This window comes from Flavobacterium sp. AK-301 (genome assembly GCF_058310215.1).
Map to the genome: position 1 here is coordinate 37,691 of NZ_JBZEES010000011.1, position 16,655 is coordinate 54,345.

Below are 16,655 nucleotides of genomic sequence, written 5' to 3' on the forward strand. Positions count from 1 at the left end.
GTTGTTATTTAGTTTTTCGCTTAGATTGATATAAGGTAGGTTCGATAATTTGTAAGAAGTGTCTGGTGATTTTTTCAAACAGTGTTATTTTATAAAGAAATTAAAAAGATACGGTTTAATTAAAAGTATATTTATAATTAAAAAAACAAAACTTTAGAGATAGAGGTGTTATAACTTTTTTAATTTAAATTAGCTCCTTTTTAAATTTAAACGAAATAATTTTGAATCCGATACTACAAAATCAAAAAGAAAGAGTAATTGTACCAGTATCAAGCTATATAGTAGTCTTTATTCTTATTGTATTTGGGAAACAACACAGTTTTGCTCAGATAGATAGTACTTATATTGGAGAGTTTGAGCAGGAGTTTTCTGCAAGAATTTTTCTTGTTCAGAATTTTTCTACGCTGATGGATGAGACAGCAACATCGGATTATGAAACAGAATATAAACCGAATAATCCTTTAGGTATTGGTATAGATTTTTCCTGGAAAGGAATAGGGCTGAGTGTTAGCTACGGCCTTAATTTTTTGAGGGATTCGGATAAAGGAAAAACAAAATCATTTGATTTGCAATATTACTATTATGGAAAAAAAATTGCGTTTGATTTTATTGGACAGAATTATAAAGGTTTTTATTTAGAGAATGAAGCTGAAAATTATACTTTATTTCCAGAGCTGAAACTTATCCAGTATGGACTTTTAGTACAATATATATTTAACGGAAATAAATTTTCTTATCGAGCAGCTTTTGATCAGAGTGAGAGGCAGCTTCGTTCTGCAGGAAGTCTTTTGTTGGGAGGAGGAGTATATTATACTAAAGTTGATTCTGGTGAATCTATTGGATTTAATAAAGCAATGTATCAGGTAGGACCCACTATTGGATATGCTTATACCTGCGTTATCAGAAAAAAGTACTTTGCTACTGGTTCATTTGCTCCGGGGCTTAATCTAAGTTTTAAGAATCTTAGAGATAAAATAGATTTTAATCCAACCTTATCTTTTCGATTTTCTTCAGGATATAATTCAGATACTTGGTCTGTTAATTTTTCTGCTATTTTGAACAAGGTTTATGTTTCTTATACAGATAATAATCAGATGAGTCTTAATTCAGGAAATTTAAAATTTACCTTTATCAAACGATTTGACAGTCAGTCTAAAATATTGAAAAAACTCCCCCAATTTTAAAAAGTAAGAGTGATTTGTTATGCGATTGATGTTTTTTGTTCTTTTTATAGAGGAAAAGCTTTTGTGAATTAATTATTATATTTGAGATATTTCAAAGAATTTTAAATGTTTCAAAAATTATTAGATTTTATCGCTACAAAAGTTACGGTTACTTCTAAAGAAATAGCACTTTGTAATCGCTATTTTGAACCTATTGTATATTCTAAAAATACATTACTTGAAGAAGAAGGGAAGGTTCCTCAGTATCTCTATTATATTATTTCCGGTTATCTGCGGTTGTTCCATTATAATGAAGCAGGAGATCAGGTAACCAGTCAGATTAATTGTCCTCCTGGGTTTTTTACATCCTACAATCATTTTGTAAATCAAACAAAAGCAGTTGAAAATGTTGAATGTATTACAGACTGTGAATTATTGAGAATAACAAAAGAGAATTTGGATTTAATTATGACTAAAAGTCCAGCAATGAAAGATTTTAGTATTGCTGTTTTTCAGCAATCTATAGAATATCATGAAAATCGATCAAGAGAATTGGCTACACTTACAGCAGAACAGCGTTATAAAAAACTCATAGAGGAGCAACCAGATATTTTACGAAATGTACCTATTCGGTATATTGCTTCTTTTTTAGGGATAAAACCCGAAAGTTTAAGCAGAATACGAAAAAATCAAATTAACTAACAAATGTTAACCATTAACAGGTAATTGTTTTTGATTTTTGTAATCAAATTAAATGGATAATTATGATGGATAAAAATTTAGCATTAGTTTCAGGAGCAAATGGACATTTGGGTAATAATCTGGTAAGATTATTAATTAGTAAAGGAATTCCTGTCAGAGCTACCGTAAGAAATAGTAATAATAGAGCTCCTTTTGAAGGATTGGATTGTGAAGTGGTTCAGGCGGATATTACAGATAAAGCTTCCTTTGTAAAAGCGCTACAGGGAGTAGAGACCTTTTATGCCGTTGGAGCTGTTTTTAAGCTTTGGGCTAAAAATCCTAAAAAAGAGATTTATGATGTTAATATGAATGGGACAAAGAATGTAATTGAAGCAGCAGCCGAAGCAGGAGTAAAGCGAATTATATATGTGAGTTCTATTGCCGCTCTGGATTATTCAAAACTTCCGATAAAGGAAAGTTATGGTTACAATCCGGAGCGTAGAGATATGTATTATAACTCTAAAAATGATGGAGAAAAGCTGGCTTTTGAATTAGCAAAAACACACAAAATTGATTTAGTTGCCGTTTTACCGTCTGCAATGATTGGAAGTACTGCTTTTGCTCCGTTAAATGTGTCTTATTCAATATTACGATTAATTTTAAACAAAGAAATCCCGGTTGACACAAAGATTATGTTGAATTGGATTGATGTAAAGGATGTTGCTGAAGGTTGTTATCAGGCAGCTGTTAAAGGGAAAAACGGAGAGCGATATATATTGGCAAATGAGCAGTGTATGTCTATTACAGATACAACCCGAATAGCACAGCAAATGTATCCGGAACTAAAAATTAAAATTCCGGGAGCGATTCCAAAATGGCTTTTGTTTATGATTGCCGGAATAATGGAAACAGGAAGTAAGCTGAGTGGAAAAGCTCCTGTGCTAACAACTAAAGATATTGCGATGTTTTCTGGTTTACAACAAAACTTTGATATATCCAAAGCAAGAAATGAGCTGGGGTTTGCTCCAAAATTACCAGAACAGGCTGTAAGAGTAGCATTGCAATATTTAATGAAAAATAACCATTTATTAACCAAATAATACACTATGATAAAATTTGCATATACCATTCTTTATGTTCAGGAAGTAACTGCTTCTGTTGATTTTTATACAAAGGCCTTTGGGTTTAGCATAAAATTCATTACTCCTGAAAAAGATTATGGTGAAATTGTTTCAGGAGAAACGACTTTGGCTTTTGCTTCCGTTGCACTTGCCAAAACGAATTTAAAAGAAGGCTTTACGCAAAGTACTCTGTTGAATAAACCCTTTGGTATTGAAATTGGTTTCACGTCTGATGACGTTGAACAAACCGTTGCTGACGCGGTAAAAGTAGGAGCTGTGATTGTAGAAGAAATAAAAACAAAACCTTGGGGGCAAAAAGTAGCTTATGTAAGAGATCTGGATGGTTTTTTAATCGAGATATGTTCACCAATGTCATGATAAAAAAACCGGTTACATTTTAAGTAACCGGTTTTTTTATAGATATGCTATTCTCTTTAAGGAACAATGGTTGTAAACAGATACGTAGCAAAAAGAACTAGTAATACAATTCCCTGCAACATATTCGTTTTCCCGGCATTAAGAGCGGAATAAACCGTAAATAATGAAAGAACCAGTAACAAAGTAGATTTTGCATCAATTCCCAGTGTAACCGTTAATCCGGAAAAATAAGAAACCACAGCTACAGCAGGAATGGTTAGCCCAATACTGGCAAGAGCAGAACCTAAAGCAAGATTTAAACTGGTTTGTAGTCGGTTGTTCTGAGCAGCACGTAAAGCCGCTAATCCCTCAGGAAGAAGAATAACCGTCGCAATAATAATTCCCACTAAACTTTTAGGAGCTCCTACGTTCATGACCATACTTTCTACAGTTGGAGAAAGTTTTTTTGATAATAATACAACCGCAACTAATGCTGCAATTAATAATACAGAACTCACAATAGTGGTTAATGTAGTAGGAGGCTTAGCATGAACTTCTTCTTTTTTTGTATCCTTTGTTTCTGGATCAGGTAAAAAGTAATCCCGGTGTCGTATTGTCTGCATGGAGATAAAACCTCCGTAAAGAATCAAAGAAATTATAGCTACAAAAATCAACTGACTGTCAGAATAAATGTTACCTGCCTCTGTAGTCGTATAATTCGGTAGAACTAAAGTTAGAATTGAAATGGCTACCAGAGTAATTAAAGCAGCACTTACACCTTGTTGTGTAAAAGCCTGTTCTTTAAATTTTCGTCCCCCTGCCCATAAACATAAACCGATAATACCAGTAAGCAGAATCATAATAGCGGCAAAAACGGTATCTCTGGCTAAAGTAGAGGGTTTATCATTTCCTTCGGAAATCATTAAAGAAACAATAAGCGATACTTCAATAACGGTGATTGCAAGCGCCAGAATAATGGTTCCGAAAGGTTCGCCTACCTTATGAGCAATTACTTCTGCATGATGTACGGCAGACAGAACAGCGGTAATTAAAATAGCTCCTAATAGGGTCAAAAACCAGCCCGATTCCTGAAAAGAACCTTTTAGAAAGAGTAAAAAAAGTGCTAAAAAAGGGAAAATTACGGTCCAGGTGGGAAGGTTTATTTTTAATTTTTTAGAGAGGAAATTGTTGTATCCCATAAATTTGTTTATTGGTTGTATTTGTGTAAAAAAGATGTATATAACTCCGTTTTTAAATAGTAAACGGTTTAAAAAACGAATAAAAGTGAGTTATGTTTCAAAAATTGCAAGATAATAAAAAAAATAATAGTCAGCACTATTGTGTTTAAAGGGATTTGAAAAATGAATAATTTAAAAAAGAAAAGGCTTGAAATCAAGAATAAAGAAAAATCTCTATTGTGCTTTATTAGATCGTTTTTCTGTTTAATAGATGTAGTTTTTCGGCGTTATAAATAATTATAATTACGTTATAAATTTTAGTAGATTAATAGATTTGACTTTGAACTTCTTAGTTACCTATAGAGGGTAGGTAATTGTAATCTCATAATTTTTTTGAAAAATTATAAATAATAAAAGATTTTTTTATAATAAATAGAATAAAAGCTTGTCTATTCTTTGTTTTAAAGTATGATACTAGTGAAATTGTGTTTAATAAAAAAGCATAAATCTATTTTTTCATCTGCTTGATTTCTTATTTTAAAAATCGAATTTGCAAATTTAATTTGAAATAGCTATCTGTTTCTTCTTTATAAATTATACCGAAATTATGTCTAGTACTACTTGCTGTCTCAAGTTTTGAGTTATTTAGTAAGTAATTTTCAAACTCGTTTCGGTTATAGATATGATAACATAAAATTTCTCCATTTTCTTTCACAACTAAATACCCACCTGTCGCATCTAATTCTCCCGTCCAAACTTTTGAAGGCATCATTCCTAAAGCAACGTCAGTTAAAAATCTTTTTATTTTATATGAGTAAAAAGGGTGGTTGGCACTTAAATCATAATATAATGGATTTTTTTTTGAAATTTCAGTAATTAAATCAGAGAGAGTTGAAAAGTTTGATGTAAAATACAATAATAAACTTTCTGCAATGATTTTAGGTAAAGCGCTATCAATCAAAATCAGATTATTGCTAAAAGTAGAGCTTTCAGTATTTTCAAATTGTAGATTTCCTCCAAATTTGATTATTCTATCAATTCTGTCCTTGATTTTGCTTTTTGTTTTTATTTCGTTTATTTCTGTAATTTGACTTTGCGTCAAATTTATATTTTTTATTTTATAAACAAAGTTTGTGGTTTTTCCTGCATTTAACAGAGTTGAAGCTCCTCCTAATTGTGACTTAATACTAAAACCAAGTTCCGAATTTGTTCCTGTTCGTTGGTCATGAATTACAATTCGAATATCACTTTTAATAGATGATTTTGCTTTTAAAGAATAATTATTAAATAAAATCATGAAATTTTCAATTTCTGGAATTGAAAACGTTCCATTTGTTTTTTCTTGAAGCTTAGTTAATAAAAAATATGCTTGTTTTTCAAATTCAATAACAGAAATTCGGATTTTTTCATCATGATTTTTAATGATTACTAAGTCATGGTCGTAACTAAATTCAAAAGTTCCATCTGATTCATCACGAAGAACCTTGATAATAGGGAAAATTAGCGTTTCTATTTTATTTAGATCACTGTCTCCTGCAAAAAGTTGTTTGTCTGCAATGATTTTCAAAAGAGTGTAAATTTCACTCCATTCTCCTTTGTTTCCCGTTATCATTTTGTTTTTGTAATTTTTATTATTATTTCTTTTGCGGTTGCTTGAATAGCGGGTATAGCAACAGAGTTTCCAAACTGTTTATAAGCAGATGCATCGGCGACCGGGATGATGAAATTATCAGGAAAACCTTGCAGCCTTGCCCATTCTCTGGGGGTCATTTTTCTTATGCCTTGTCGGTTGACTTCTCCTTTTATATGTGTTGTAGGTGTAAAATCTGTAATTCTATGATCTAAAACTAAATTTCGTTCTCTTCCCATTCCACCAACTACAATAGCATTGGTTAATCCTTCATCAGGGATGATTGCATAACCAAACCCGTTTCCTTTACTTTTATGTCTTGCTTTGTGATTTTCTAGTGTTTGAAGGTATTGAGTTGATAAATAATATTTTGTAGGGACTATATTTTTTTCTTTTACATCTGAGAAAGCTACTTTTTTATTTAATACTTTCGGATAAGTAAATTCATTTACGTTAGTTTTGGGATGAAAACCGACAATATAAATTCTTTCCCTATTTTGCGGAACTCCAAAATCTTTTGCGTTTATAATTTGTGGTTCTGGAACAAAATAACCTAAATCGTTTCTCAAGACATTTAAAATTGTTGCTAATGTTTTTCCTCCGTTATGATTACGTAAGCCTTTTACGTTTTCAAGAAAGATTGCTTTCGGCTGTTTCCTTTTAATTATTTCGGCAACATCAAAAAATAATGTTCCCCTTGTGTCTTCAAATCCCCCACGTTTTCCGGCAATAGAGAATGCTTGACAAGGAAAACCAGCACAAAGGATATCAAAATCATCTGGAATATACGATTTTGTTTCCTCTTTTGTAATATCGCCAAAAGGTGTTTCTCCAAAATTTGTTTTATAGGTTCGTTTTGCTTCTTTGTCCCATTCACTTGTGAATATACACTTTCCTCCTAAGTTTTGTAGGGCTAATCTAAATCCACCAATTCCGGCAAATAAATCTATAAACTTAAATTTTGGTTTTTCTATTGGAAGAAATGGGATTTGATAAGTGTTGAAAATACCATATTGTAGTGCTTCTTCAGCAACTTTTAATGTTATGTCTTTATCAGGGTATTTGAATTTTAAAATTTCTTTCGTGTACTTAATCGCATCTTTTTTATAGAATTTTGATACTTCATTTTTGCTATTGTGTAAATAATGAGTTAAAATCGCGTCTTTATTACAATCAGATTCTATAATTTTAATTTCGAATTGCTTACCTTCAACTTCTTCAAGCGATATCTTCTCTTTCAAATCCATTTTCAAATCGTTAATTATATTTTCTATTTCTAACGTGCAAGGTAGTAAATTTTTTTCTATGTCTTTACTCCAAAACCGTAAAACCGACCAACCTTGTTTTGTTAATTCTCGGTTTACTTCCCTATCCCTTTGGATATTTCTTTCTATTTTTTTATACCAAAATTCTTGATTGGTTTTGTGATCATATTTTCGTTGTTCCCAGTTTTTTCCATGCCAAAATTCTCCATCAATAAAGATCGCTAATTTAATTTTTTTGAAAGTTAAATCGGGTCTTCCAAAAATAGTTTTGTTGTTTTTTCGGTAACGATGACCTCGGTTAAAAAGGGTTTTTGCTAACAAAAGTTCAGATTTGGTTCCTGTAGATTTGTTTGCTTGCATATTTTTTCTTCGCTGTTCTTTGGTTAATTTGTCCATGTTGTAAAGTTTATTTTTAATACAGATGTCAAATATAGTTAGTGAAATAAGTTATTAAAGAAGGCTTAATGTTGTATCTCAATTTACAAAAATGTATATTAAAAACAAATTTGTAATAAGTGTTTAGTAATCAGAATAATATTTGGAATTAGTCATACAATAAAAGCGTTATTTTTGTACAGTACCGTAAATTTGAAAAAAAATATTAGATAAGCAGTATTTAACAGATAGATTATGAATCTAAAAAAAACATTTTTCAAACCATTTGTCACTATTCAATTATAAAAACGCAAAATTATTTTCTTCTTACCTTTGCAATAGAAGCTTCGGGTATTTACTTAATTTTTTACTAATTGTGATTTATACCTATTAAAATGTAGATTATAACTTAAAGCGAAATAGTTATGGCAACACAAATTTTCGTAAATCTGGCAGTAAGAGATCTCAAAAAATCAAAAGACTTTTTCGAAAAACTGGGTTTTTCCTTTCATTCTCAGTTTACAAACGAATATGGCGCCTGTATGATCGTAAACAGCGATGGTTTTGTTATGTTGTTGACTAAACCTTTCTTTAATACTTTTACAAAAAAGAAAATCGTTAATGCCACTAAAAGTACTGAGGTGCTTATTGTTCTTTCCAAAGAAAGCAGAAAAGAAGTAGATGAACTGATGACAAAAGCCCTCACGTTGGGAGCCGTTGAGTCCAGAGAAGCACATCAAGATCATGGTTTTATGTACGGTCGCAGTTTTAGTGATTTAGATGGGCATATCTGGGAGATTATCTGGATGGATTCTGTTACAGGCCCTAAATAAAGATAAGAAATATTCTATATTTTATTTTGTCCCGTCATTTTCCGTTCGGATTAATGTTTGTTGTTTTAATAGATGGAGGTATTGTTAAATATTTTTTGCATTGATTTGATTTCCAAATAATTCATATTCTGGAAGTCCTTTGTTGAATTCTTTAATTACAGATGTCTGATCTTTTATTTTTCCTTTTTCATCAATATGTTTTAGGGTAATTTTGTCAATATCAGGAGCTCTGCCGATAAGTTTGCTTCGATGACATTCACAGGGTTTACTTTCGCTACACATTATAATAACGTTGATTATTTCCACTAATGCTACTAATTATAGTCTATCATAATCGAATCCGTATTTTAGATATAGTGCATTTGTATATAAATAGCTGATTATTAGTAAAAAAGAAATCAAGACAGAAAGTAAAAAAGAAGAATTTCTGAACAAATTAATTTAATAGTATAGTTCAAAAAGGCAAGATAATAAATAAATTCCCCGCGAGCACTACTGTACTTTGGGGAATTTAAAAACCCAACTAAAAACCTAAAAATATTATTTACCAAAAATGTAACCAAGAGAAAAGGAAATACCTTTATTATACATTCTCAATTGTCCGTCAGTAGTATCTGTATTTTCAATTAGAGGAACAAATCCTTGTGTAAATTGAGCACCAATAGTAATTCTGTTTTTAAAGACATATTCAATACCGGCAATAATACCGGCGTCTATTTTCTGAGAATAGTTACCTTCCTGAGTGGCATCACCAAAAATACTTTTATCTTTTATCAATTGTCCGTTTTCATTTTTATACTGTATAGAAGAGTTTATTAATATACCCACATAAGGTCCTGCATAAACTTGAAAGCCGTGAAAATAGAATGTTGGACTTATTGGAGCAATATCAAGATATAGATTTTTGTATTTGCTTTCATAACCGGTATTATCTGCTTCATGCGCTCTTATTAAAACGGTGCCTTTCTGAACAATAGCAATATTGTGTTTTAACCGTAAGTATGTATTGAGTTTTGTAGTAACTTCAGCTCCGGCATAAAAACCATTCAGGGTTTTAGTTGCTCCTTCCGGAGATAGTTCAGTTTTATCTTTTCCATAAATAGTAAACTGGCTATAACCAACTTTAAGTCCAAAGGTTACAGTATTGTTTTCCGTTTCTTTTTGTTGTCCAAAGCTGTTTCTGATAAAAGAAAACAGGATTAGTAGCAGAATAATATATTTTTTCATTGCATTCTGATTTTTAGAGTTAGAAATTAATATCCCAGATGCCTACTGCTCTTTCTAATTCTACAAGAGCACCGGCAAAAGCATTCACTATTTCAAGATAGCTTTCCTGCACTTCATTATAAGTACGACGTGCATCGAGAACCTCCAGCAGGGAAGTTTCGCCACGTTGATAACTGTATATTTTTCCGTCAAATATTTTTTGTGCGTTTTCAAGCATACCCGAAGCAAATTGTTGTGCCTGTTTTTTGGTTGCGAGGTAGTTATAATAATGCTGGCTGACTTCCGTCTGGATTTGGAGCTCCGTTTGTTTATAAACCATTTCACTTTGATCGATAGTATATTGAGCCGCTTTTAATTCGCCTTTGTTATTGTTGGAGAATTTTAAAGGAATGCTTAATCCTATAGAAACAGAGGTAAAAGACGGAGTAGGAGCCACACTATTGGACACAACAGAGTTTTGTTCGGCACCTATAGAAATTCCCAGGTCAAGAGCTCTGTTGGCTCGGGCTAATTGCAGTATTTTTTGTGAAACCTCTTTACTTTTTAAAGCAGCAGCCAGATCCGTTCGGTTTTCTTTTGCTTTGGAAATCAGTTCCGGCAGGCTGAATTCTCGTTTTAAATTTTCAAATTCTCCTTTCGGCTGATATAATGTATCCGTTTGTTCTGTTCCGGTTAATAAATTCAGATAAATGAGTGCTGCTTTCCAGTCCGCTTCCTGTTGATATACTTCATTTAACAATGAATGAGCTTCCAGTTGGGTTTGTCGGGCATCAATTTCAGTAATGGCACCCAGTTGCAGACGAATACTATCTGAAGTACTTAGTTTTTTCATAGTCTCATAGGAGCTGATCTTTACTTCCAGTATTTTCTGTTGTTTTATGGCTTCCAGATACTGTAATGTAGCATCTGCTCTGAGATTCCGAAAGTAATCGGCAAGCAACAGTTTTGTAAGTTCCGTTTCGCTGTTAGCAAGACGAATCCTTGCTTTTCGTTTTCCGCCCAGTTCCAGGGTATAGCTTAATTCGGTACTGAAACCATAGCCCATCTGCATACGATGCTGACCGTTATCAGAAGCACCTATGGAGAGTTCCGGATCCGGAAATATTCGTGCGCTCAAAGCATCTGCTTCTGCAATATTGACATTGAATTTTTCGGCAGCATATTCCCTGTTATTTTCACCTATAAGGTGCAGAAAGTCCGAAAAAGGCAGTTCTTTTTTTTTGAAATCGGCATCCGTCTGACCAAAAACCGTAGTGCTGAGCAGGAATAGTATCCCATAAACCGCTCTGAAAGTGTTTGTATAGAAGTTCATTTCTTTTTTAGTTGATAGTTGATAATGAATAGTTGATAGTTTGTGAAATGTTATCTGTAAAATGTGAGAGGTGAAATGTTATTTGTAGCTCTGCTAATTAGCGGAGCTAACCTTAACCTTACTTCATCAGTTCGCTCTTTCAGGCTCGGGTTTCAAATTTTCAAATCCTCTTGGTTCTTGACTCTTTCTTCTTTTCTCTCCAGCAGGTAATACAGTGCGGGTAAAGCAAACAATGTAATAATGGTAGAGAATAATAATCCGTAAACAATTACTGTTGCTAGTGGTCGTTGTACGTCAGAACCAATTCCGGTTGCCATTGATGCGGGGAATAATCCGAGAACGGCTACTGTTGCGGTCATTAAAATCGGTCTGAAACGATGTTGTGAACCTTCAATTACTGCATTTTTTAATAATTTTCCTTTTTTTCGCAGCTCATTGATATGGGAGATCATAATTACTCCGTTTTGTATGGCTACACCAAACAGAGCAATGAACCCGACAGCTGAAGAAACATTCAAAGTCATTCCTCTTATATTCAACGCCAGTATTCCGCCAAAAAGAGCCAAAGGAACAATAGTTAGTAATAATCCTGCCTGACGGAACTTGCCAAAAGCACCATATAACATCAGAAACATAATAGATAATGCCAGTGGAACAATAACCATTAGTCGAGAGTAAGCACGATTTTGATTTTCAAATTGACCACCCCATTGTATACTGTATTGGTTATGATCATATTGCACTTCCTTTTCGATTTTTTCCTGTGCTGTTTTCAGTAAGGTTGACAGGTCGGTTCCTCTCATATTCAGTTTTACGGTAAGATGTCTTTTATTCGCCTCACGAGTGATCGTACTTTCACCTGTACTCAGTTTAATATCAGCTACCTGTGATAGTGGGATTTTTATTCCATCATGATTGGTTAGCATCAGATTACCGATTTTTTCCGGCGTATTGCGACTTTCTTCATTATAACGGCAGATGATATCATAAACTCGATTACCGGAAAAGATTTGTGAAACTGCTTTTCCTCCAATAGCGATTTCGATCAGATTGCCCACATCGGAAACATTTAAACCATATTGTGCGATTTTTTCACGATTTGCATGAATCTGCAGTTGAGGTAAAGGGGGTTCCTGGTCGATAGCAATATCCACTGCTCCTTTTACAGTTTTTAATGTTTTCTCAATTGCTTCCGCAATACGACGGGTTTCTTTAAAATTATCACCGTATATTTTTACAACCAGTTCACTGTGTGCTCCTGAAATTTTATCCATTACACCGTCAATCATAGGTTGAGCAAAGCCAACGGTATATCCGGGCATGCTTTCATATTCTCTTGCCAGTTCTTCGATCAGGTCGTTTTTTGTCTTTCCTCTTGGCCATTCGCTGTAGGGAAGTATTCCGATAGAACATTCAAAGTGAGAAGGGGTAAAAGGATCTGTTCCGTCATCATTTCGTCCTGCTTGAACCATAATATAGGTTACTTCCTTGTATTTCATGGTATGGTGGCGCAGACTGTCACTCATTTCTTTTGATTTTTCTACGGTTATTCCCGGTGGTAATTGTACTTGTAGCCAGATAGAGCCTTCGTCCAGAGGAGGCAAAAAGTCTTTTCCTACGGTTATACTTAATGAAATAGCAGCGGTTAACAGCAGAGCTAATGGCAGAAATACTTTTTTAGGAGCTTCCATTATTTTGGTAATGCGGCTGTGGTATGCATTCGTTAATTTTTCAAGCCATCGGTTATGGTATAGTTTTTTTGGTTTTCTGTATGTGATATAGGCTAATCCCGGAATTAATAGTAAAGCTACTGCCAGCGCACCTAATAAAGCATATCCTACTGTAAATGCCATTGGTGTAAATAGCTTTTTTTCCACTCGTTCAAAGGCAAATAAAGGCAGATAAGCGGTAATGATGATTAGCGTAGCAAAGAAAATCGGTTTTGCCACTTCAGTGGCACGTTGTGCAATGGTTTGTTCCTTTAATTCTTCTTTGGGATTATCTTCCCGTTTCTTTAAGATCGTTTCCATCATTACAATGGCGCCATCCACAATAATCCCAAAATCAATTGCTCCTAATGATAACAGATTTGCCGGAATATTGGTTAATTTCATTAATATAAAAGCAATCAGCAATGAAATAGGGATCGTGATAGCAACCAGTAATGCGCCTCTCCAGCTACCCAGAAAAACAATAAGCACTACAATTACAAGAGCCATTCCTTCCAGTAGAGTATGAGAAACAGTAGTAAGCGTAGTATCTACTAAATCCGTTCGATCCAGAAAAGTATGGATTTTGACACCTTCCGGCAGAATTCCGTTATTTAATTCTTCAACCTTTTGGTTGATACCTGCCAGTACATCCGATGGATTTTCTCCTTTTAAAAGTAAAACAATTCCTTCCAGACTCTCGCTGTAATCTCTTTTTCTGTCGGTATAGCCCAGAACTCCTTTACGTTCCAGATTTCCGTATTTTAAAGCCCCCAAATCATTTAAAAGTACAGGTACCCCTTTTTCGGTTTTTACAACAATCTTTCCAATATCTTCCAGATTTTTTACCAGTCCGATACCCCGTATTACATACCCCAGATCACCCCGGTTCAGAACACTTCCTCCGGCATTGGTATTGTTTTTTTCAATGGTCTCGATCACTTCATCCAGTGAGAGATGGTATTGTTCTAATTTTTTAGGATTCAGTTCGATCTGATATTGTGTGGTAATACCTCCAAAGTTTGTTACTTCAGCAACACCCGGAACCTGTGTTAGTTTTGGAATTACCACCCAGTTTTGCAGATCGGTCAGCTCTCGAAGATCATAACGGTCGCTTTCAATAATATAACGGTAGATTTCTCCTGTTGGCGAAGTTAACGGATCCAGACCCGGAACAGCATCATAAGGAAGTTCGACATCATTCAGTCGCTCCTGAATGCGTTGTCTAGCCCAGTAATCATCAATACCATCATTAAAAACAATAGTAATCATTGATAATCCAAAGGTGCTTTTACTTCGCATAACATGCATTCCCGGCATTCCGTTCAGAGCCCGTTCCACAGGAATGGTAATTTGTTGTTCGACTTCCTCAGCAGCCAGTCCCGGAACCTGAGTAACCACCTGAGAAGTTACATCAGCAATATCCGGATAAGCTTCTACAGCCAGTTTGGTCCAGGAATAATAACCAAAAACACCCAGTAGCAGGAATAAAGCCACCATGAGCCAGCGTTTTTGTATAGCGGTAAGTATACTATTTTTCATTTTAATTTTTTTAAAGGATGAGTTGGAATTATTAAATACTCATATTATCTTGCTTCCAGCAAATAAAAACCGCCTTCACTTACAATGGTTTCACCCGCTTTTAGACCTTCTGTGATAATAATTCTTCCATTTTCCGATATTCCTGTTTTTACTTTTCGTTTTATGTATGTATTAGGTTGAGTCTGAACAAACAAAAAATTGTTCTCATCCATCTGAAAAACAGATTTAGAAGGCACAAGCAATACCTTTTCCGGATGATCGATAAAGTTGACAGTAACGTACATTCCAGGTTTTAGAGTAAGGTCTTTGTTTTTACATTCGATTAAAACACGGACACTTCGTGTATCCTCATCTACCATTTCATCTACATGGTATACTTTACCTGTTATTTTCCGATCCGGATAGGCTGCGATCTGTATTTCGGCGCCATCCAGTTCATGGATAAAGCGAATATCTTTTTCTTTTACCTGTCCCACAACCCATACCTTGTCCAGTTGGGCGATAATAGCATGAGCCGGATCGTCTTCTCTAATATAATGTCCGTTTACAATCTCGTTATCAATTACTTCTCCTTTGATAGGTGAAGTAATTATCAGCGGTTGCCCTAAGATTAGTTTTTCCGGATTAACATTAAATACTTTTAATCCCGAATGGTTGTTTTCATATTCTTTTAAAGCAATTTCATATTCCGCTTCCGCCTCTTCCAGATCTTTAAGAGAACCTACTCCGTTTCTTTTCAGGTCTTTCTGGCGTTTCAGGTTTAATTCTGTTTTTTTGAGTTCCGATTTGGAAGCAAAATAATTTTTTTGCATTTCAGTAAAATCAGGAGAGATCATTTCAAATAAAGGAGTGCCCGGATTTACTTTCATGCCTAGTTTTAAATGTACTTTGGTTACTCTTCCGGCATAAGGTGGAGCAATTTCAGCATAGAAATTTGGAATCGCTTTTACCGTTCCGGCACTTACTAGCTGCAAACGGAAAGCTTCTTCCCGGGACGTGAAAAGTTTTAAATGGTTTTTTATCGTTGATTTTTCAGATAAAGTAATAATCGTATCATTGGTAACCATGTAATTTTGCTGATGTTCAACATCTGTTTTCTTTTTACAAGAAATGAACAGTACCGAGATCACTAAACTTAGCGTTGCTGTTGTTCGTGTATGTTGTTTGATTTTCATTTTTTGTTGTATTTGAGGATTAACGGTATTTAGAATAGTACTATCAAAAAGCGAAATAGATGAAGTGCCGATGGCAACAAAAGGGATGGCTTCGGCTCCTAACGGGAACTCGTAATTTTCGGCAGAAAGCATTGTGTTTTTAGTAAGCCTGTAACCTTTTATAAGCTTTAGAAAAGGAAATAGAATTTTCATGATTGCTGTTTTTGCTCACTAAAGAACAAAAAGCATCCTGTTCTATAGTGAAGATTTATGATTTATTGAGGGATAATCATCCATAATTGTTGTTGTTCTTATTTGTGGTGCAAAAGTAAAACAGTCCTTAAGAAAGGACTGTTAGAGATGTTTTAGAAAATTATTAGAAAGCTATTAGAAAAATATCATATATAGGATTTTAAATTATCTGTTTGCTTTTTGTTTGTTTTTTAGATAATACTATTTATGTTTGTAATTGCTTTAAATATAGATTAGTAGAAATGAGAAATCCAACATGGAATAGGAATAAATTAATTCTGACATTAGATCTGTTTTTTGATGAAAATAGGGGGGAGTATTGATAGAAAGAACCCGAAAGTTATAGAACTATCCAAGATACTTAACAGGTTTTCTAGTCATAGTGATACTACTTAAAATACGATAAGCAGTGTTTTATTTATCTTTAAAGTTTTAAAATAGTTATTATGGTATTCCGAAATGTTTTGTATGTAGTGGTGTTGTTCTTTTGCAATGCTGTCTTTGCTCAGAATGATTTAGCAAAAGTAAAGCTTACTACCACCGCTTATAATAGTGGAAAAATTGTAGTTTATGATAATGCTTTTGGCGGATATGGTACTGTAGGAACCAGTACAATTACCCTGAGCAGTTTGTTGGAGACTCAAAAAGAACTATTGACCCGGGTGTCGAAACAGGAAAAGAGTGCAGCAGAGCAGGAAAAGAGAATAAAAGAATTAGAGAATACGATTACTAAACTGATAAAATCACTGGAAAATTCAGAACGTACTTTAAAAAAAGTAGAGTTGGATCTTAAGGACTTACAAAGAAAAGTAAAATAAAGTATTCCTTTGTTATAGTGCCGAAATAGAAATGCGGT

General features: G+C 33.9%; 14 protein-coding genes. 6 read left to right on the plus strand and 8 right to left on the minus strand.

Features of this window, described 5'->3' with window-relative positions; all coding sequences use genetic code 11:
* Positions 1–221 precede the first annotated feature (221 nt).
* The 4 genes from AC4FQX_RS12805 (at position 222) to AC4FQX_RS12820 (ending at position 3,343) form a co-directional block, all read left to right on the plus strand.
* Positions 222–1,184 (plus strand): DUF4421 family protein, encoded by a 963-nt coding sequence (locus AC4FQX_RS12805; RefSeq protein ID WP_491168101.1) that lies wholly within the window; start codon positions 222–224, stop codon positions 1,182–1,184.
* Positions 1,185–1,289: 105 nt separating this feature from the next.
* Positions 1,290–1,865, plus strand: coding sequence for a Crp/Fnr family transcriptional regulator (locus tag AC4FQX_RS12810; protein ID WP_491168102.1), 576 nt, complete (start codon positions 1,290–1,292; stop codon positions 1,863–1,865).
* 62 nt (positions 1,866–1,927) lie between these two features.
* A complete protein-coding gene (locus tag AC4FQX_RS12815; protein ID WP_491168103.1) occupies positions 1,928–2,944 on the plus strand; it encodes an NAD-dependent epimerase/dehydratase family protein in 1,017 nt (338 codons plus the stop codon).
* A gap of 6 nt (positions 2,945–2,950) precedes the next feature.
* Entirely contained in the window at positions 2,951–3,343 is a 393-nt protein-coding gene (locus AC4FQX_RS12820; protein ID WP_491168104.1) for a VOC family protein, read from the plus strand.
* A gap of 56 nt (positions 3,344–3,399) precedes the next feature.
* Here AC4FQX_RS12820 and AC4FQX_RS12825 read toward each other — a convergent pair whose 3' ends face one another.
* From AC4FQX_RS12825 to vsr, 3 genes are all read right to left on the minus strand, one after another.
* A complete protein-coding gene (locus AC4FQX_RS12825) occupies positions 3,400–4,521 on the minus strand; it encodes a calcium:cation antiporter (RefSeq protein WP_491168105.1) in 1,122 nt (373 codons plus the stop codon).
* Between the two features lie 511 nt (positions 4,522–5,032).
* Positions 5,033–6,112 carry an HpaII family restriction endonuclease gene (locus tag AC4FQX_RS12830; protein ID WP_491168106.1) on the minus strand — a complete coding sequence of 360 codons (1,080 nt, stop codon included), beginning with the start codon at positions 6,110–6,112 and terminating at the stop codon, positions 5,033–5,035.
* Positions 6,109–7,791, minus strand: coding sequence for a DNA mismatch endonuclease Vsr (gene vsr, locus AC4FQX_RS12835; RefSeq protein ID WP_491168107.1), 1,683 nt, complete (start codon positions 7,789–7,791; stop codon positions 6,109–6,111). The genes AC4FQX_RS12830 and vsr overlap by 4 nt, the downstream gene beginning before the upstream one ends.
* 404 nt (positions 7,792–8,195) lie before the next feature.
* On the opposite strand from vsr, the gene AC4FQX_RS12840 reads away from it, so the two are divergent.
* A complete protein-coding gene (locus AC4FQX_RS12840) occupies positions 8,196–8,603 on the plus strand; it encodes a VOC family protein (RefSeq protein WP_491168108.1) in 408 nt (135 codons plus the stop codon).
* Between the two features lie 84 nt (positions 8,604–8,687).
* On the opposite strand, the gene AC4FQX_RS12845 is transcribed toward AC4FQX_RS12840, so the two are convergent.
* The 5 genes from AC4FQX_RS12845 to AC4FQX_RS12865 all read right to left on the minus strand — a co-directional run bounded on the left by AC4FQX_RS12845 (position 8,688) and on the right by AC4FQX_RS12865 (position 15,760).
* Positions 8,688–8,909: a hypothetical protein gene (locus AC4FQX_RS12845; protein WP_491168109.1), complete on the minus strand. Its 222-nt coding sequence runs from the start codon at positions 8,907–8,909 to the stop codon at positions 8,688–8,690.
* A gap of 234 nt (positions 8,910–9,143) precedes the next feature.
* On the minus strand, positions 9,144–9,830 hold the full coding sequence (locus tag AC4FQX_RS12850; protein ID WP_491168110.1) for an outer membrane beta-barrel protein: 687 nt from the start codon (positions 9,828–9,830) through the stop codon (positions 9,144–9,146).
* Positions 9,831–9,849: 19 nt separating this feature from the next.
* Positions 9,850–11,142 (minus strand): TolC family protein, encoded by a 1,293-nt coding sequence (locus AC4FQX_RS12855; RefSeq protein ID WP_491168111.1) that lies wholly within the window; start codon positions 11,140–11,142, stop codon positions 9,850–9,852.
* Positions 11,143–11,294: 152 nt separating this feature from the next.
* Positions 11,295–14,393: an efflux RND transporter permease subunit gene (locus AC4FQX_RS12860; protein WP_491168112.1), complete on the minus strand. Its 3,099-nt coding sequence runs from the start codon at positions 14,391–14,393 to the stop codon at positions 11,295–11,297.
* 44 nt (positions 14,394–14,437) lie between these two features.
* Positions 14,438–15,760, minus strand: a complete 1,323-nt coding sequence (locus AC4FQX_RS12865) for an efflux RND transporter periplasmic adaptor subunit (protein WP_491168113.1) — start codon at positions 15,758–15,760, stop codon at positions 14,438–14,440.
* 485 nt (positions 15,761–16,245) lie between these two features.
* Between AC4FQX_RS12865 and AC4FQX_RS12870 the strand changes: the two genes are divergently transcribed.
* Positions 16,246–16,617 carry a hypothetical protein gene (locus tag AC4FQX_RS12870; protein ID WP_491168114.1) on the plus strand — a complete coding sequence of 124 codons (372 nt, stop codon included), beginning with the start codon at positions 16,246–16,248 and terminating at the stop codon, positions 16,615–16,617.
* Positions 16,618–16,655 lie beyond the last annotated feature (38 nt).